At 55.6% G+C, this 18,002-nt stretch carries 16 protein-coding genes; 7 read left to right on the plus strand and 9 right to left on the minus strand.

Going from position 1 to position 18,002, the window contains the following annotated elements; genetic code table 11:
• Window positions 1-14: 14 nt before the first annotated feature.
• From ACR0MP_RS14785 to ACR0MP_RS14795, 3 genes are all read right to left on the minus strand, one after another.
• The gene (locus tag ACR0MP_RS14785; protein ID WP_170392538.1) at window positions 15-530 is read right to left on the minus strand and encodes a TRAP transporter small permease; all 516 of its coding nucleotides are present in this window, start codon (window positions 528-530) and stop codon (window positions 15-17) included.
• A gap of 102 nt (window positions 531-632) precedes the next feature.
• Entirely contained in the window at window positions 633-1,778 is a 1,146-nt protein-coding gene (locus ACR0MP_RS14790) for a TRAP transporter substrate-binding protein (RefSeq protein ID WP_170402121.1), read from the minus strand.
• A 31-nt stretch (window positions 1,779-1,809) separates the two neighbouring features.
• The gene (locus ACR0MP_RS14795) at window positions 1,810-2,001 is read right to left on the minus strand and encodes a hypothetical protein (RefSeq protein WP_170392536.1); all 192 of its coding nucleotides are present in this window, start codon (window positions 1,999-2,001) and stop codon (window positions 1,810-1,812) included.
• Between the two features lie 171 nt (window positions 2,002-2,172).
• Between ACR0MP_RS14795 and ACR0MP_RS14800 the strand changes: the two genes are divergently transcribed.
• On the plus strand, window positions 2,173-3,210 hold the full coding sequence (locus ACR0MP_RS14800; protein ID WP_170402118.1) for a LacI family DNA-binding transcriptional regulator: 1,038 nt from the start codon (window positions 2,173-2,175) through the stop codon (window positions 3,208-3,210).
• 286 nt (window positions 3,211-3,496) lie between these two features.
• Here ACR0MP_RS14800 and ACR0MP_RS14805 read toward each other — a convergent pair whose 3' ends face one another.
• From ACR0MP_RS14805 to ACR0MP_RS14820, 4 genes are all read right to left on the minus strand, one after another.
• A complete protein-coding gene (locus tag ACR0MP_RS14805; RefSeq protein WP_170402115.1) occupies window positions 3,497-4,276 on the minus strand; it encodes an IclR family transcriptional regulator in 780 nt (259 codons plus the stop codon).
• Window positions 4,277-4,287: 11 nt separating this feature from the next.
• Entirely contained in the window at window positions 4,288-5,646 is a 1,359-nt protein-coding gene (locus ACR0MP_RS14810) for a TRAP transporter large permease (RefSeq protein WP_170402112.1), read from the minus strand.
• On the minus strand, window positions 5,646-6,311 hold the full coding sequence (locus ACR0MP_RS14815) for a TRAP transporter small permease (RefSeq protein ID WP_170392533.1): 666 nt from the start codon (window positions 6,309-6,311) through the stop codon (window positions 5,646-5,648). The genes ACR0MP_RS14810 and ACR0MP_RS14815 overlap by 1 nt, the downstream gene beginning before the upstream one ends.
• A 66-nt stretch (window positions 6,312-6,377) precedes the next feature.
• Window positions 6,378-7,616 carry a TRAP transporter substrate-binding protein gene (locus ACR0MP_RS14820; RefSeq protein ID WP_170402109.1) on the minus strand — a complete coding sequence of 413 codons (1,239 nt, stop codon included), beginning with the start codon at window positions 7,614-7,616 and terminating at the stop codon, window positions 6,378-6,380.
• Between the two features lie 109 nt (window positions 7,617-7,725).
• Between ACR0MP_RS14820 and ACR0MP_RS14825 the strand changes: the two genes are divergently transcribed.
• Window positions 7,726-9,321: a GMC family oxidoreductase N-terminal domain-containing protein gene (locus tag ACR0MP_RS14825; RefSeq protein ID WP_170402106.1), complete on the plus strand. Its 1,596-nt coding sequence runs from the start codon at window positions 7,726-7,728 to the stop codon at window positions 9,319-9,321.
• A gap of 327 nt (window positions 9,322-9,648) precedes the next feature.
• Here ACR0MP_RS14825 and ACR0MP_RS14830 read toward each other — a convergent pair whose 3' ends face one another.
• The gene (locus ACR0MP_RS14830) at window positions 9,649-10,266 is read right to left on the minus strand and encodes a TetR/AcrR family transcriptional regulator (RefSeq protein WP_480887078.1); all 618 of its coding nucleotides are present in this window, start codon (window positions 10,264-10,266) and stop codon (window positions 9,649-9,651) included.
• Window positions 10,267-10,367: 101 nt separating this feature from the next.
• Between ACR0MP_RS14830 and ACR0MP_RS14835 the strand changes: the two genes are divergently transcribed.
• The 4 genes from ACR0MP_RS14835 to ACR0MP_RS14850 are packed head-to-tail and all read left to right on the plus strand — an operon-like array spanning window position 10,368 to window position 15,919.
• Window positions 10,368-11,516 carry an efflux RND transporter periplasmic adaptor subunit gene (locus ACR0MP_RS14835; protein ID WP_480762190.1) on the plus strand — a complete coding sequence of 383 codons (1,149 nt, stop codon included), beginning with the start codon at window positions 10,368-10,370 and terminating at the stop codon, window positions 11,514-11,516.
• A 3-nt stretch (window positions 11,517-11,519) separates the two neighbouring features.
• Complete coding sequence (locus tag ACR0MP_RS14840) at window positions 11,520-14,648, plus strand: efflux RND transporter permease subunit (RefSeq protein WP_480887080.1); 3,129 nt, start codon at window positions 11,520-11,522, stop codon at window positions 14,646-14,648.
• The gene (locus tag ACR0MP_RS14845) at window positions 14,645-15,064 is read left to right on the plus strand and encodes a DUF2141 domain-containing protein (RefSeq protein ID WP_170402094.1); all 420 of its coding nucleotides are present in this window, start codon (window positions 14,645-14,647) and stop codon (window positions 15,062-15,064) included. Before ACR0MP_RS14840 ends, ACR0MP_RS14845 begins: the two co-directional genes overlap by 4 nt.
• A 6-nt stretch (window positions 15,065-15,070) precedes the next feature.
• A complete protein-coding gene (locus ACR0MP_RS14850; protein ID WP_480887082.1) occupies window positions 15,071-15,919 on the plus strand; it encodes an ABC transporter six-transmembrane domain-containing protein in 849 nt (282 codons plus the stop codon).
• Between the two features lie 127 nt (window positions 15,920-16,046).
• Here the strand turns inward: ACR0MP_RS14850 and ACR0MP_RS14855 are convergent, their stop codons facing one another.
• Window positions 16,047-17,324, minus strand: a complete 1,278-nt coding sequence (locus tag ACR0MP_RS14855) for a tetratricopeptide repeat protein (RefSeq protein ID WP_480887084.1) — start codon at window positions 17,322-17,324, stop codon at window positions 16,047-16,049.
• Between the two features lie 241 nt (window positions 17,325-17,565).
• Between ACR0MP_RS14855 and ACR0MP_RS14860 the strand changes: the two genes are divergently transcribed.
• A complete protein-coding gene (locus tag ACR0MP_RS14860; protein WP_170735724.1) occupies window positions 17,566-17,910 on the plus strand; it encodes an adenylate/guanylate cyclase domain-containing protein in 345 nt (114 codons plus the stop codon).
• Window positions 17,911-18,002: the final 92 nt, after the last annotated feature.

Raw genomic sequence — 18,002 nt, forward strand, 5'->3', positions numbered from 1 at the left:
GCTCAGGCCCTCCCTTAATCAAACAGCTTGTCGCCTTCGTAGACGGGACGGCCCGTTCGAAGGTCGGCAATGTCGCGGAGGAAGGACTGCACCAGCCGAAAGATGACCAGCGCGAAGCCAAACGGCACCGCCATGAGGAAAAAGACCTGGCTGATCCGCAGGCCGTGTGTGACAGACCCGAATTTCCAGGACACGTGGACTGTCTCCCACGACCAATAGATCGCGACGAGTGCCACGATGAACATCACGATGTCGCCGAAGATGTAGAGCAGCGTTTTGACCGTGCGCGGGACGTAGTGCATCAGAACATCAATGCGGATATGCCCGCGTTCCTTTACCGCAGCGGCGGCACCGATCCATGCGAGATAGATGAACGCATACCGGACGATTTCTTCGCCCCAGATGGACGAGTAGGCAAAGACCTCGCGCCGGACCACTTCGATAAACATCGTGCCGACGAGCATGACGTAGAAGACTAAAAGCAGCCAACGTTCGGCATTTTTATCAATCGCTCGAAAGAGCTGAGACATAGCATCCTCACTACCGTCACGCGGCGGCGACGTGTTCTAGTGGGTTTTTAATGGGCAAACATCGGATGAGCCGACGCTGGACGCGCCGGCCCGAAGACGCGATCAGGCGTCGTGCACGTAGTATTTCGCACGCGTGTCTGCGGCTTCTTCCAGCTTGGCGAACGCATCCATCGATCCGGCCAGCTCGGTCTTGAAGCTGTCCCATTCGCTGCGCTGATAGCCACCGACCTCTTTCCATTCGCCCAACTGATCTTCGCTGAGCGAGTGGAACTCGACGCCGTTCGCGATCAATTGAGACATGGCGTAGGCCCGTGCCGAAGGCACTTTGGACAGGTTCTGCTGCTGGGTGACTTCGCCCGCAAATTCGATACCTTCTTTGACGTCCATCGGCAGGCTGTCGAACCATTCAAGGTTGATCGAATAGACCTGACTGTCCGGCACCGCCTGAGTGAAGGTCACATGGCTGAGGATCTCACCAAAGCCAAAGACATGCAGCGCGCCCACCGAGGGATCAAGCGCATCTGCGACGCCTTGCCGGATCGCTGACGGAGTCTCACCCCACGCAACAGGCGTCGGGTTCGCACCCACCATGCCATAATACTGCTGCAGCATTTTTGATCCGGGTACGCGGAATTTGACACCGGACATATCGCCGGGGGTGATAATTGCGTTGCCTCCCTGGCGAACAGCGACGACGCGCGGATCGATCACGATATACATCAGCGCTTTAAAGCCGGATGCCGCGATCTTGGGGTCTACTTCCGCCTTCCAAGCTTCAGAGGAAGTTAGGTTCGTGAACCGCTGGTTGGACCCGCAGAAATATGGAAGGTTGATCAGGTCGACGACGCTTGCGAAGGGCGCGAAATTTGACAACGAGTGTTGCGCGGCTTGAATGGTCCCCCCCTGAACCGCCTGCGCCAACGCACCACCTGCACCAAGCTGACCACCGGGCGCCAGTTTCACATAGACCTTGCCATTCGTCATGTTCTGGATGTTTTCTTTCAGGTCCAGCTGCATGATCGGATAGCTGCGAGACGCGCCCAGAACATAGGCCGTTGCCAACGTCATCTTGAATTCAGCCGCGTTTTCGCGATCGCGTTCCTCGGCGGCGGTCTGTGCTGCCGCTTCGCTGGACCACAATGTCCCAGCCGCGCCGGCGACCATAGCTGCCGTGAACGAGCCGGTGCCCGCGAGTTTCAAAAAATTCCGACGCTCGGCCGAAGCCAGCTCCTGTTTAGTCTTGTCCATGTGTTCTCCTCCCGTTGGACTTTTTTCGGATTTATTCCTTTGATTTTTTCTCCGAAATTTCTTTTGCTTCGCTCCGCAGAATGCCGATCGAAAAGGCGATGGCCGCGGCAAACAAGATCAACATTTCCCAGATATTGTTGACCAAGGGCGCATTCGACACTGCTCCGATCACTACGTTCGCTACAAACGCGAGCAGCAATATTCCAGCTATCAAGTATGGCATGCGTCCTCCCCAACCCATCCAATGCCTCGCACTGAGTCGCCCGCAATGTAAGCGCTTACATTTTGTTATGCAAGCGCTTACATTGCACATGTGTTGTAGGTTCCCGACAAATCGTGCTTTTGATAGAATTCGTCTTGAGCTAGTTGCCCATCCAAAATGACAAGAAAAACCATGCCTCAAAGCGGTCACGAAAACACAGTCCCAACCCTTGCAGATGTTGCCCGACATGCGAACGTGTCCACCGCAACTGTCTCGCGGTGCCTGAACTCGCCAGAGCGGGTAGGGCAAAGCACAAGGGAACGAGTTCTGGCAGCCGTACGAGAACTTGGGTACGCGCCAAATTTCGGAGCCCAAGCCCTTGCAGCAAGGCAGACAAATACCATCGCCGCCGTGATACCGACTATGGAGAACGCTGTTTTTGCACGCGGATTACAGGCGTTTCAGGAAGAGCTGGTGAGGCATGGTAAAACGCTTCTGGTTGCTTCGTCCGCCTATGATTCAGAGCTGGAAGAACAACAGGTGCGTGCGTTGGTAGCGCGGGGTGCAGATGGGTTGCTGCTGATTGGGTACGATCGCGAACCGGAAATCTATGCGTTTCTGAAAAAGCAGCGTGTACCAACTTTGATCGCCTGGTCATTTGATCCTGACCAATCCCCGCCGGCCATCGGCTTTGACAATCGGGCTGCGATGTTTGCCCTTGCCCGGCAGGTCATTGGATATGGGCATCGGCATATCGCGTGTATCTCTGCACCAACCGCTTCGAATGATCGGGCAAGGGAACGCGTTCAAGGCATTCGGGATGCCAAACAAGAGGCCGGTCAAGACCCGAATACAATGTTTCTTGTCGAGACCGCTTACGGCGTTGAAACTGGTGAAGTTGCTTTGCGCGAGGTCATGACAGCCGCACCAGAAACCACTGCCGTGATGTGCGTCAATGACGTTTTGGCGGTCGGAGCCTTACGTGCGGCTCGGGAAATGGGGCTTGAGGTGCCCAGGGACCTCTCAATTACCGGTTTTGACGATATCGAAATTGCAATGCTCGCCGAACCCGCTCTTACAACGGTCCATGTCCCGCATCGCGAGATGGGTCGTCGCGCTGCAGGGATGCTGATCCAGATACTCCGTGATGCGCACAGCGGTCAAAGTGTTGAGTTGCCGACAGAAATAAGACTACGTCAATCACTCGGTCCTGCTCGCACTATTGAGTGATCCCGACCTTGAGGGCTATCTCTGGAAATCTACCCGCTCGAATCTATCAACGATGTACGACTCGGATTCGGCATGCACGGCCAATCCAACTTGAACTACTGGTGTGAGTATTTCTTAGATTCAGAGTTTATGGCTAGCAGACTAAGAAAGCTGTGAGAGTGATTGCTGTGAGGAAGGCCTTTGTGTGCGGCTCATCCGTTGCGATGCAGAATGCCCCGAACCGGACGATACCTGCCGTGGCAGTCGAGCAAAAATTATTATGTCGCGGCTGTCTTTCAGGTTCTGGTCACGTGGTTAACAGAGCCGAAAGTTCATTTGCTCCCTTTTTCAGGATACCCAGAAACGACATCAGGCTGTTGACGTTGTGACGTTGTGTCGGTGCATGAACCGAAAGTGTGCCCACCAATCGGCCTTGCCCATCTTGAACGGGTACTGCTAGGGCTGCCATTCCACTCATGAACTCTTCATCATCAGTGGAATAACCGTTCTCAGCGATATGTTGGATTTCCGTGCGCAATGACTGCGGGTCGGTCAGTGAACTTTCAGTCTGTGGCTGCAGATTTCCTGCTGAAAGAAATCCATCCAGTGTTTTCTGCCGGAGCGTGGACAAGTACATCTTACCGCTGGCGGTGCAATGAAAGGGAACCTGTGTCCCGACCGGTAATTGAATGCGCAAAGGCCACTTCGTCTCGACCCGGTCAAGATAGATCATGCCCTCTCGGTCGGGGATGGCGAGATTGCAGGTCTCACCAACCTGTTCGGCGACACTGCGTAAGATCGCCAAACGCGCTGTGCGCAGATGCTCGGACGACATGGTGTTGACTGAAAGCAACCGCAGACGGTGCCCGGGACCGTATGAGCGGCCATCCAGATCGCGCTGCAGGAAACCTTCGGCCTCTGCTGTTTGCAACAAACGGTGGATTGTTGGTTTCGCCAGACCGAGTGCCTCGATCAGGTCCGATGGTTTGACGGCTACCCCGCGTCGCGCCACCTCCTCAAGGATGAGGAGAAGGCGCAAGTTAGTTGGGATCTGAGTTTCTTTGTCTTGTGTTTCCGTCTCGGCCATCCCGGAACAGTCTAGTTATTCGGCAGCAGGATCAAGGCCAGATCGGGCACAAGCGACACCAAAATCCAAACCGACAGCAGAGACACCAGATAAGGCACTGTATACCTCAGCAGTCTGAAGTAGGGTACTCCGGTCACGCCCGAGGCTACGTAAAGGTTCAGCCCATACGGCGGGGTAATGAATCCGATCGACGCCCCAACAAGGAAGATCACCGAGAAATGGATCGGATCAATCCCGACCGAGGCTGCAATCGGCGCCAGGATCGGGGCCAGGATAATCGTGACAGGCAGGCTTTCCAGTACCATGCCCGAGAAGAAAACGATCACCATTGAAGTAAACAGAACCGCATGGTAGCCACCCATCGAGGTTACGAAATCCCCAATGGTTTGCTGAGCGCCAAGCAAAGACAGGATCTGCTGCATCACCACAGAAATTGCGATTAGCGGTGCGAGGATGCCTGTGATCTGGGCCGAACGGATCACGATCGAGGGGATCTCGGGGATCGTGAAACCTTCGACGACAAACATCTCGGCATAGCTTTTTTCGGTGGGTGAGATGTCGTTCCGCGCGCCCATGATCCGATTGATCGGATAGCTGACCAACCCTGCAATAACGCAGAAGCCGACCGTCACTCCGGCTGCCTCAGTTGGTGAGAATTTGCCTGTGTATATACCCCACAGCACCAGCCCGATGGCAAAGAATCCAAGCCAGGCACCGAATGCAGTTTTCAGCACCCGGTTCAGTTGCAGCGGAATCAGATGTCCCCAGCCGTTCATGCGGCAAATGATCCAGCAGGCGAACTGCATGCCAAAGACCATCAGCGCGCCCGGAAGGATACCCGCCACGAATAGCTCGGAAATCGGCAGGTTCATCAGGAAGCCATAGACGATGAAGATGATCGAGGGAGGAATGATGATCCCCACCGTACCGCCTGCCGCCGCCGTGGCCGCGCTGAACCGTTCGTCATAACCCCCTTTGACCATCTCGGGGTGCAGCATCGAGCCAATGGTGGCTGTCGTTGCCGAGTTCGACCCCGAGATCGCAGCAAACAGCCCACAAGCGCCGAGTGACGCCATCGCTAATCCACCGCGTATCCAGCCCAGACAGGCATAGGCGAAATCGCTGAGCCGCCGCGCGATGCCCGATTTATTGATCAGGTCGCCGGTCAGGATGAAAAGCGGCATCGCCAGCAAGGCGAAACCCTTGTTGAACACGTTCAGAAGTTCAGCACCCATGTTGTCCAGCGTCAGGCCAAGAACAAACGAACAGCCGATGACCCAATAGCCGATTACCAGCAAAACCGGCACGCCCAGCATGAACAGAAAGGTGACCGCAAGAGAGATCAGTGTGACCATAGTTCCGTCTGTCATCAGTCTGCTCCGATCACGGCCTGCTTGATCAGCGGCTCGCCTGTTTTCCAGTTGTTCAGATCATCGGCAAGGTTCTGGAACACGCGCCCGACCATCAGAAAGAACGACAGCGGTGCGGCCAAAAGGAACCACCACTGCATGATATTGTCTGTGCCCAGAACGATCTGAAAGTTTGATGCCGACAATGCCACCAGCCGTGTTGTGGTCACGATGACGATCACCGCAAAGATGAACCACAATATCGCGTCGAGTATCAGGCAAGCCAATTGCCCAGCCCTCGGCATTGCAGTGCGGAATTCGCTGAAGCTCAAATGTGTGCGCAGGCGGACGTTATACGACGCCCCAAACCACGCCATGACCATGAACAGCAGCGGGGGGATGGTGGTCGACCAGGGTTCCTGATCGTTGAACACAAACCGGTCGATCACGCCCCAGAAGATGATTAATGCGATCGCAAGGTAGGAATACACCATCACCGACCGTTCCAGATGACGTTCAACAAAGGGCACCGCCCGATAGATCAACATGATCACGATTCCGCCAATCGCCGAGACAATCGCGCCCAACACCCAGGCGGCGTCGGATTCCAGTGCGGATTGAATCTCGAACGAATCCTGGCTGAGAAAGGCGCTGAAAATCGCGCCGATGTCTGCCCAAAACGACATGAACCCCGTCCTCCCAGTCGGTATAAAGTTGAACCGGCCCGCTCAGGGCCGGTTCGTAACAGTCTATCAGGCTTCGCCTTTCCACCAACGGCGCGGTTCGACATTTTCCGGCAGGGTGTCGGCCGGAATCTCGCGCGCGATGTCGTAGATTTCCTGATAGGTATCAATGCCGCCTGCCCATTTATTCAGACGTTCGCGCCACTGGGCCCAAGGCTCTGGGTTGTAGTTCGGAGCGCACATCTCTTCGGCCAGCTTGATCTGATCGTCAGCCAGGAATGCCGGGCGCACGCCATTTTCGGCGAAGATAGTGTCCGGCAATTGCGGCTCCGAGAAGCCTACCGTATTCAGCAATGCGGCTTCATTCGCACCCTGGATCAACGCTTGAGTGAAGTAGGAAGACTCCATAACTGCGTCCTGCAATTCTCCACTCAGACCGTCAAAGACCTCGGCCGACATGGACGTATGTTCAGTGCCGCAGAAAAATTTCAGATTGACCGACTGCGAAACCACCGGCGCCATGTTGGCGTAAGCCACGGCCGAGGCCCAGGTTTCCGCCCCATCGATCAGACCTGTCTTAAGCGCATCCAGTGTCTCTTCCCAAGCCACCGGGACTGGGTTCAGATTCAGCAATTGCATTGCAATCCGGCCCAACTGCGTACCCGTCACGCGGTTCTTGGTACCAAACAACTCTTCCAGTTTGGTGACGGTCGGCTTGTCGGCAAAGGTCGAACCCATTTGCAGGCCGCGTAGCTCACAATGGGTAAACAGGAACTTCAACCCGTGCCGTTTTTCCAGCGGATCACGCAGGATGCGCTGGCTCGCCGGGCTATAGAAGAAGTGATACTGCGCCGCGCGGCTGGGGAACATATAGGCATAGTCCAGCACGTTCAGATAAGGTGCGCCTCCGGCCGAGTTTTGAGTTGAGGCGGCATAAATATCGACGATCCCCTGTTGGGTCTTTTCGACACAGCTCAGCTGGCCGCAGATCTGGTTGTCGCCGATGAATTCGATGCGAATCTCGCCGTCCGTGCGTTCTTCCAGGTCGCGCGCGAACTCGATTGCGCCGGCGCGCTCAATCAACAGGTTGCGGGTGTTGAAACCCGACGCGCCGAATTTCAGCGTGTGCTTCGGCTCTTTCGAAAAGCGCTTCTCATAGGTGGATTCGGCGGCCTGCGCCAGATTCGCCAGACTCATCGCGCCGCCGAACCCGCCTGCCGCCAGCAGTGTCGAACTCATGCCGTAACGCCCGGCCACGCGGAAGAAATCTCGCCGTGAAATACCACTTAGTTTCCGTCCGATCTCCATTGCTTACCTCCCTGATCGCAATTATTGAGACGTTTTGTATCAAAAAAGGCTAGTATAATTCTTGCATCTTGCATAGAGTTTTTTTCAGCGAGTTTGGAAGGAGGCGGTCATGGAGGTGGATTATGCAGTTGTTGGCGCAGGATCGTCGGGCTGTGTCATTGCCAATCGGTTGAGCGCAGACCCCAACACAACTGTTGCGCTGCTCGAAGCAGGTGGCCGCGATACCAACCCGTGGATTCACATCCCCGTCGGCTATTTCAAAACGATGCATAACCCCTCGGTTGACTGGTGCTATCGCACTGAGCCCGACCCCGGCCTTAACGGTCGATCCATCGACTGGCCGCGGGGCAAGGTACTGGGTGGCTCATCTTCGCTGAACGGGTTGCTCTATGTGCGTGGCCAGAAGGAAGATTACGACCGCTGGCGGCAAATGGGCAACGAGGGTTGGGGCTGGGACGATGTGCTACCCCTGTTCAAACGCTGTGAGGATCAAGAACGCGGCGAGGATGAATATCATGGCGTCGATGGCCCCTTGTCAGTGTCCAACATGCGCATTCAGCGCCCGATCTGCGATGCCTGGGTCGCAGCAGCACAGGCCGCCGGTTACCCGTTCAACCCAGATTATAACGGGGCCGAGCAAGAAGGCGTGGGTTACTTCCAACTGACCACGCGCAATGGGCGCCGCTGTAGCGCCGCCGTCGCCTATCTCAAGCCCATTCGCGGTCGTCAGAACCTCAACATCATCACCAAAGCGCTTGTGTCGCGTGTGGTTCTGGATGGGAAAAAAGTAACCGGGCTGGTCTACCGGGATCGTTCTGGTAACGAGCAGACACTGACTGTTCGGCGCGAGGTCATCCTGTCCGGCGGGGCGATCAACTCTCCCCAAATCCTGATGTTGTCAGGGATCGGAGAGCCGGATCATCTAAAGGAAAATGGTATCAAACCGCTGCACGCCCTGCCGGGTGTTGGCAAAGGTCTTCAGGATCACTTGCAGGCGCGGCTGGTGTTCAAATGCAATGAGCCCACACTGAATGACGAAGTTCGCAGCCTGTTCAATCAGGCGCGAATCGCGCTGAAATATGCACTATTTCGTGCGGGTCCGATGACAATGGCCGCCAGCCTTGCGACTGGTTTCATGAAAACCCGGCCCGATGTTGAGACGCCCGACATTCAGTTCCACGTGCAACCCTGGTCCGCCGACAGCCCAGGCGAAGGTGTGCATCCGTTTTCGGCCTTCACGATGTCGGTCTGCCAACTGCGTCCGGAAAGTCGGGGAGAGCTGCGCCTGAACGGACCGGACCCATCCGAACATGTCAAGATCATCCCGAACTATCTGTCTACTGAAACGGACTGCCGAACCATTGTCGACGGCGTGAACATCGCGCGCGGGATTGCCAAACAAAACCCTCTGGCCTCGAAGATATCAGAAGAGTTTCGACCAACGGCAGAGCTGAGCTGCGAAGATTATGAAGGCACTCTGGATTGGGCCAGATCGAACAGCGTGTCGATCTACCACCCAACCGGCACCTGCGCGATGGGGAACGCCGAGACGTCTGTTGTCGACGCAAGACTAAAGGTACACGGTATTTCGAACCTGCGGGTGGCTGATTGTTCGATCATGCCGGAAATCGTCAGCGGCAACACCAACGCACCAGCGATCATGATTGGCGAAAAGGCAAGCGACCTGATAAAGGCGGATGCTTGAGAAATCTGCCATCGTATCTGATCGCCTGATCCCTACAGTATCAATAGATCAGTGCGTCAATCGCATCAAAAACGATCTGGCGCTGTGCCGGTGGTTGGAATCTGCATGCGCTTTGCCACCGCTTTGTCTTGTGACTAAACGAAGTCTGGTAACCGAACCTCGGATGATATTGCGTTAGCCAATAGTCCTAACTGCAATTCCAACTTTCTTTTGACCTCCCGCGCGTTTCGGCCGGCTCAAAGTCGATCTTTGCTGCCTAAATGAATGTCTCAGGCAGTTCCCTTTGGCTGACATTCACGAAATCCAAAACGACACGCTACCCACGTGCTAATGACGTGCCAGCAAGGAACTCATAATAAAGTCTTCAGCGCACACAATGATCCCGGTCATAGGCATTTCTGACAGTACACTACGATATGCACTACCTTCCAGAACTTCGATCACCAGTTGTGACGCCTGAAGGGGATCCGGAACGGTGCGCAATTCACCGCCAGTAATTCCTCGCTTCACTACGGCTTCCAGGGCCTCAGTCAAACTCGATCGGTTCTCGACGAACAGCTGCGCGATGTCCGGTTGACGAACTGCTTCGCTCGAAATTTCCAACGTGAGAATAACGTTTTCTGGCGCAGCAAGGTATTTTGCGTAGGCCTTGATGAACTTTCTTATGACTTTGGGCGCGGGCGCATCTGAGTTCAGGATTTTCAGAAACGGCTCCATCTCGCGGCGTTCAAGTATTGCGATTTCTACAAGCACATCATGTTTGCTGCGAAAATGATTATAGAGATTTCCAAGGCTGACGCCCGCCCGCGCAGCGATATCGCGGACGCCTGTCTGATGATAGCCGCGCTCAAGGAAACACATAACTGCGGCCTCCAAAATCTGGTTGCGACGCTTGGCTGTTGCCTTTTCCCGGATTGATTCCGGCTTCCTGGTGTCTTCGGTCATTTTTTCAACTTAATATTGAACGAACGATCGTTCATAGTATATGACACTCTATCGAATGCCGCAAGGTGCAATGGATTCGGCGGCACAGGAAAGACTGGTCTATGACAGACAAAACTTTGGAAACTCGGCAAAGACCGACCCGGCGGTGGCTTTGGATTGGACTATCGTTGGCACTGTTTGTAGCGATCGCCATCCTCCTGTTTGATACAGAAGATACAATTGATGTTCAGGCAACAACGACCTCACCTCCGCCACCGACCGTCTCGGTCGTCACAGTTGCTTCAGCAACCGTACAAGCGCGGGTTTCGGCGTTTGCCGAAGTTCGGCCTCGGTGGGATGCCAAGCTGCGATCTGCTGTGTCCGGGCGCATCATTGCAGTGCACAACGCTGCTTTGGCAGGGACTAAGGTGGAACGGGGTGCCCCTTTGTTTTCAATCGAAAATGCACCTTATCAAAGCGCCGTTGCAGCCGCTGAGATGGAGCTTGAGCAAGCGGAACTGGCGTTATTGCGCGCGCAGAACAAAGTGACAGTCGCGCAACGACAGTTTGACCGGGATGAAACAGAACCGCCAAACGAACTGGCTGTGAATCTGCCGCAATTGCGCATTGCCGAGAAATCCGTTGCAGCTGCGCAGGCACGGCTGAATGCGGCGCGAAATGAACTGAAGGACGCGGAGGTTGTCGCCCCTTTTTCGGGATTTGTAACCCATCGCTTTGCCAGTCTGGGCCAGACGGTCAACCCAGGCGATGCCCTGATACACCTTTCGGACGACCAGCAATTCGAACTGGTCGCCGAGTTTAGTCAGGCGGACTGGGCGTTGTTGGATCATCCGATCTCTGGCGCCACTGCTGATCTGACACAGCGCTCGGGCGGAGCGTTGGGGCGGGCTCAAGTCCGGCGTGGAGGAGGGTTTCTGGATCAAGACACACGGCAGGTGCGGGTCTTTCTGGATGTCACAAAGCCCGATGAACGCATACTCGCCGGAGACTTCCTGCAGGTTCACATACCCGGACGCCGGATCTCGGACACATTAACCCTACCCGAAAGCGTCCTGACCCGTGCGGGATACATTTGGCTTGTAGACGATAAGGACCAATTGCAGAGGCTTAGCCCGAACATCCTGTTCCGCAGCGAAGGTACAGTGACGGTATCGGCCCCCGAAGGGACCGGCCCGTGGCGCGTGGGCAAAACACCTTTGGCCTCGTTTCTACCGGGTCAGCGGGTGACGCCGCAATCAGATGGGGGCTGAGCCATGCACGCTCTGACTTCCTGGTTTATTCGAAATCCGGTCGCTGCCAATTTGTTGATGGCGCTGATCCTATTTCTTGGGGTGCAAACGCTGCTGAACATTCGGATCGAAGGCTTCCCCCGCATTCCGCCGGAAAGTGTTACAATCGCGATTGAGTTTCCGGACGCCACAGCCGAACAGGTTGATGAATTGGTGACCCAGAAAGTTGAGCAGGCCCTCGAAGGTTTGGAGGGCGTGCGTAGTGTGACATCACGATCCCAAAATGACCTAAGTGTCGTGACTGTCCGCCGCGCAGGTGGCCAGAAGCTACAAGCCGTCCTGGATCGTGTACGTATTCGGATCGACGGTTTGACTGATCTGCCTGATACTGCGCGCCGACCCGTGATCGAAGCCTCGGGTTTCGATTTCCCGGCGCTGTATCTGAACTTGTTCGGAGAAACAGACCCCGCCACATTGCAGAGCTTGGCGCAACGCCTGAAAGAAGAGTTGCTGGCGCAACCGGAATTGTCGCGGCTGCAAATCTGGGGCCTGATACCGCGGGAATTGCGCATCGAAATCGACCCGGCGTTGCTGCGCCACTATGGGTTGACGGTTTCGGATGTGACCCGTGCGATCGAAGGGAATTCGCTGGCCTTTCAGGCAGGTCGTCTGAGGACCGATGGCGGTACGATTTATCTGCGGGCCGATGACAGGGCGAAATACGTGCCGGAATACGCAGCTCTGCCGATTATCGAACGTGACGACGGGTCCTATGTGCCTTTGGGCGATATTGCCAAAATCGAAGACGGGTTTCAGAACGGCGAGTACTTGTTTCGCCTGAACGGCAAACCAACCGTAGGGATGGAGGTTCTGGTCGGGCAGAAGGAGAACCTGCTGGAGATCAGTGATGTCGTGCGCAGCACGGTTGACGAGTTCAGCCGACAGCTGCCGTCGCAGGTACAGGTCGAGGTTTGGGGTGATAGCGCTGGCTACATCTCGGACCGTCTGGCGCTGTTGCGCTCAAACGGGGTGCAGGGTTTGATCCTTGTGACCCTGATGCTGTCGATTTTCCTGAACGTGCGTTTGGCCTTCTGGGTTGCCATGGGCATTCCCGTTTCGGTCATGGGGGCGCTTGCTGTCTCGGGCTCGAAATGGGTGGACTATTCGCTGAACGATGTCACGACTTTTGGTCTGATCATTGCCTTGGGAATTCTGGTCGATGATGCCGTTGTAGTCGGCGAAAGCGTTTTTGAAGAACGCCGCAAGGGGAAGGACCCGATTAGGGACACGGAACGCGGCGTGCATCGCGTGGCTGTTGCGACCGTCTTTGGCGTGCTGACCACAATCGCAGCCTTTTTCCCGATGCTGTTGATCGACAATCCGCTGGGCAAGGTACTTGCCGGGTTCGCGGGCATCGTGATCCTGACGCTGATCTTTTCGCTTATCGAAAGCAAATTCATCCTGCCCGCCCATCTGGCGCAGGTTTCGATGCGGCAAGAGCGTCGATACTTGCCGACCCGCTTGTGGGGGCGGGTACAGGATTCTGCGCAGGGCGGGTTGTACTGGGTGCGGGATCGCATCTACCAGCCTTTGCTCGTCGCGGCGGTGCGTCAGCGCTACGCCGTGCTGATCTTGTTCATTGCCGCCGCAACGCTGGGGCTTGGCCTGATGTACAAGGGCAAGGTCAGGACGGTGTTCTTTCCCGAGGTGCCCGGTCAGGTCATCACGATGAACCTGGAAATGGATGCCCGCTCCCCCTTTGCACTGACCCGCAGGAACGTGAATCGGATCGAAGCCGTGTTGAACGAGCTGAACGTCGAGCTTGCAGAAGAGGCGAGCATGTCTGCTCCACCCGTTCAGACAGTATTCACCATCATCAACAGCGCTGGAAATGCGCAAATTTTCGCTGAAATGATCCCGGTAGCTGAGCGTCCGAATGTCCCGATCCTTTCTGTGGTCCGCGAATGGCGCGACCGGGTCGGTGCGGTCGAGGGCGCCACCGAGTTGGAGTTCACCGGATTGGAAACGCTTGCCGGAGGGTTCCGAATCCGGTTGGCGTCAAAAGACGAAGATCTTCTGCAGCAAGCCAGCGCTGAAATGAAAGGTTTCCTGTCGAACATCGAGGGCGTGGCAAATGTAAGGGATGGGTTGGTGGGCGGCCAACCTGAACTGAAACTCCGCCTGCGCCCGGACGCGCGGCACCTTGGTTTTAACGCCGAGGCTCTGGCCAGACAGATTGGCTATGGGTTCGGCGGGGCCGAGGTGACCAAGGTCAGACGCGATGGGTCCGAAGTCCGCGTAGTCGTACAGAACGCGCGTGAAAACCGCGATACGTTGGCGGATCTGGTGCAGACCCGGTTGCGCAGCGCATCCGGCGCCTGGGTGCCGCTTGAGACCGTCGCCGAAATCGAGGGCACCTATGCCTCTGGCACTATCGATCGCCGTGACGGCAAGCGCATGAACATCGTAGCCGCGTCCATCGACCGCGACCTTGTTGCTCCCGAAGAGGTGGGGCAGGCGGTGTTCGAGCAGCTGGTCCCGAAACTCCGTGCCAAATATCCCAGCGTAACCGTCCTGCCGGCCGGTGAACTGGAAGAGATAGCCGATATAAGCGATGGCCTGAAGCGCGCGCTGTTGCTGGCAGCCGTTCTGATCTATGTGCTGATGGCCGTGCCGTTGAAAAGCTATTGGCAGCCTTTCGTCATTCTGGCCATCGTGCCATTCGGCTTTATCGCAGCCGCCGTCGGGCACCTGATCATGGATGTCTCGCTGTCGCTGTTTTCGTTCTTCGGCATGCTTGCTCTGACCGGTGTGATTGTGAACGACAGTCTGGTCATGATCACCCGCTACAATCAGGCGCGAGAGGAAGGTCAGCCCGTGAATCTGGCGCTGAGAAGCGCAGGCATTGGACGTTTCAAGGCGATCTTTCTGACCACCGCAACTACAGTGATTGGTCTGCTGCCTTTGCTGACCGAAACCTCTGAGCAAGCGCAGTATCTGATCCCTGCGGCAATCTCTTTAGCTTTTGGAGAACTCTTCGGCACAGCCCTCATGCTGCTGCTGGTGCCGGTACTGATCGCCATCACCGAGGATGTCATTGCCATTCTCAAGTCACCCCTTCCGCAGCCTCCTGAAGAAAGGACAAAGCCATGATACGGAACCTTCTAGCCCCTGCATTCGCCGTGATAACGCTTGCGACACCGGCCTCCGCCGAGGGTCTGAATGTGACTGTGGACGGCATCCGCAACGCCAAGGGCAACATCGTGATCCTTGTATTCGATAACGCGCGCGCCTTTGACAGTTTGGATGTCTGGAGCGCCATTGACTACGCCCAGATTCCGTCACGTAAAGGCAGCGTCAGCCATGAGTTTTCTGACCTGAACGCGGGCCCATACGCTGTGCTGTTGTTTCATGACGAAAACAAGGACGATGACCTGAACATGACTGAGACAAAACTGTTGGAGGGGCTGGGTTCAACAGGTGCCTCAGACCCTCAGGACGAGCCGGATTTCAAGGCTGCCTCGGTTTGGCCGGGCGATGTGCGTGTTCGCATTCACTATGATCAGTAGTGCGCCATGCTGACAGATCGACAACTAACAATCGGCACGCTTCTGAGTGTGTTCCGCTGGCGCGTAGGGCTTACGTGGTTCCTGATCCTGGCTGAAACTGCCATGACGGTTCTGATTCCGCTGTTCGTCGGCTTCGCCATAGATGGATTGCTGAGCGAAGATTTTGAGCCCTTTGTGCAGTTAGGTGCGCTCATGGTTGCCCTCACTATGATCAGCGTGATCCGGCGGATTTACGATACACGTGTCTACGGTATGATCCGTGTCGAATTGGGCAAGGCGCTTGCCGCGCGGTTTTCAAATCTTCCAATTTCGTCGCTGAACGCCCGGATCGGCATGGGGCGCGAACTGGCCGACTTTCTTGAGGAGATCCTGCCCTCGGCAATCGCGGGGGTGGTGCAGTTCGTCGTATCAGCAATTTTGCTGTTTTACTTCTCGCCAGTTCTGGCCCTGTCTGCCTGTGGAGTTCTTGTCGGAATGATATCTGTGTACGCTCTGTTTCATTCGACGTTTTGGCAATGGAACCGTGCGCTGAATGAGCAAATGGAGCATCAGATCAGTGTTCTGGAACAACGACGTGACCGTCCGGTTTTCGTCCACCTGAGTAAACTGCGCCGGTTCGAAGTAAAGCTCTCGGATACCGAAGCCGTTCTGTATGGCGTAATCTTCATTCTGTTAATAGGTCTGCTCCTATTCAACCTGTGGTTCGCGACCCAAAACCTGGATGCGACACCGGGCATGATATTTTCGATTATCAGCTATTCGTGGGAGTTTGCGGAAGCCGCACTTGCTTTGCCCGTCACCTTACAATCCCGGTCTCGCCTGTCAGAAATTACGACCAGGTTGCAGAGCGATTGATCAGGCTTGCATACCATAAATGGCGTGATTCGGGATTTGTAATCAGGAAGTAACCAGTCCATTCCGGTCGTGCGTAGCCTAGCTAAAGGAGGGGTAAGAAGAGCTGATAAACTAGAGCTTTGTGAATTCAGACAAAGCCTGCAACGGGCGCATTATGACTGAAGATCGGGCGTCGCGCTGTAATCGTTCGATGAGCTTCTTGAATATGGCCGGATTTCAATAGCAGATTCAGGTAAGTCAGCTCCAAAAGGTCACGCTGTGCGCGGCTGCCACCCAGACGAGCGTGATCTGCCATGACCGGTGTCAGCTGTTGCAGCGCATCCGTCCAATCTTGTCGCGCAATCGCGCCCCACGCACGGGCCACCGGGCGAACAAGATCTGACGCAAAACCCAAGCTTGTTTCGGTCAGAACCGCAAGGCGTTCTCCTTCCCCTGCCATTGCATGAGCCAGTGCGCCATGTATGTCTGCAAAACTCATGCCTGGGTTTGGAAAAAACCGTGATGCGTATTCACTCAGGTCGCGCCAAAGTTTGGGCGCAACTGTTAGACCCGCAATCTCAGTGCGGTGCAAAAGTGCAGCAGCATCGGTTAGAACATTTATCGGCAACGAATAGGACGCTGCGGGTGCGATAGCCCCCTCGTAAATCGTCCATAGCTCAGCCTCATCCCCTTGCTCCAAGGCCCACAGAGCGCGATGCCAACTTAAGTGGCCGTGCAATACCGAGCGCACATCATAATCCGCGATCCAGTCGGCAAGGTATGCGCGACCGGCCTCTCCATAACCTTGCTCGTAGAGTGTGTGCGCTTTGAAGTGTGACGCGTTTGCATTGGCGTTGTTCAAAGCGAGCGAGCCGTCCATCATGGACATGGCCTCATCAAGCCGCCCAACTTCGCACAGCGCCTGACCGTGTACGCTCATAACCCACCAGTCTTCGCCCAAGGCATCAAATAATTTGGTCGTGTAGGCAAGTTGCGTGCTTTCCCGACCAGGCTCACCCGATGTCCCAATCAAACCAAAAATGTTGGTACAGATCTGCGCGACAAGGACATCGCGGGGGTGATGAGCAGCGTGCTTCAGAACTGCGCTTCGTGCCTGTGAAACACGTCCCTGAAGCAAGAGATCGAATACCGCGAGATGACCCTCCTCGCGCTCAGTCAACCCAGATGCGCAGGCGCGGGCCGACGCCATTGCCTCTTGAGCGCCAGACATATCGTTTTCATACATTCGAGCTCGAGCAAGCCCAACGTGACCGAGGGCGAAGCCGGTATCGGCCGTGATGGCGGCGGAAAAAGCTTCGCTTGCACCAAACGTTGCTGCAAGGATGTGATCAAGCCCCGCGACATAGGCATCCCGCGCCTCTGGCAGGCTGGTCGTCAACGTCAGTCCATATCGGTCAACCAGCATCTCCACACTCCCACTTTCGTCAGCATACTCAAACGTGCGTGCTCGCAACTGCCCAACGCTAGCACAAAAAGCGAAACCATAAGCACTATTGTGGATAATCGATTGCTATAGGGATCGAACCATCGGTTAACGGACTGGCCTTCTGGCCTTCACTGCTGATTGAAAAGATATTGGTTGAACCAAGCGTGCCTCATAGCCTTTCTTTGCCAATAGGGTTGTCCTAAGGAGGCACAGTGATGAGGTGCACATTGCCTACCAAGTATATGGCGATGGCTTTCTCGCTGCGTTTGACGGACCCGGCCAGGCGATCCATCGTGGCAAGGCGATTGGCGATGCCATTTCCACGCTGAATCTGGAAGTTCGCATAGGGGTTCACACAGGCGAAGTCGAAGTTTCTTTGCATTATGTGCGCGGAATTGCCGTTAACATTGCAGCGCGTATCTCTGAATTGGGCGGAGGCGGCGACATCGTCGTTTCCAGAACAGTAAAAGATCTGGTGGCTGGGTACGGTCTGGACTTCGAAAGTCTTGGAACAAAAGAACTGAAGGGCTTATCCGAAGACTGGCAAGTTTTTAGAGCGGTCTAAAGGCATCTCTAGCCATTCCACCCAACAGCTTTTGGAAGTCACAAATTAAACATCAAATGATGACGGCGCGTGGGGCCGAGCAGATCTTCATT

This window comes from Ruegeria sp. K3 (assembly GCF_056531845.1).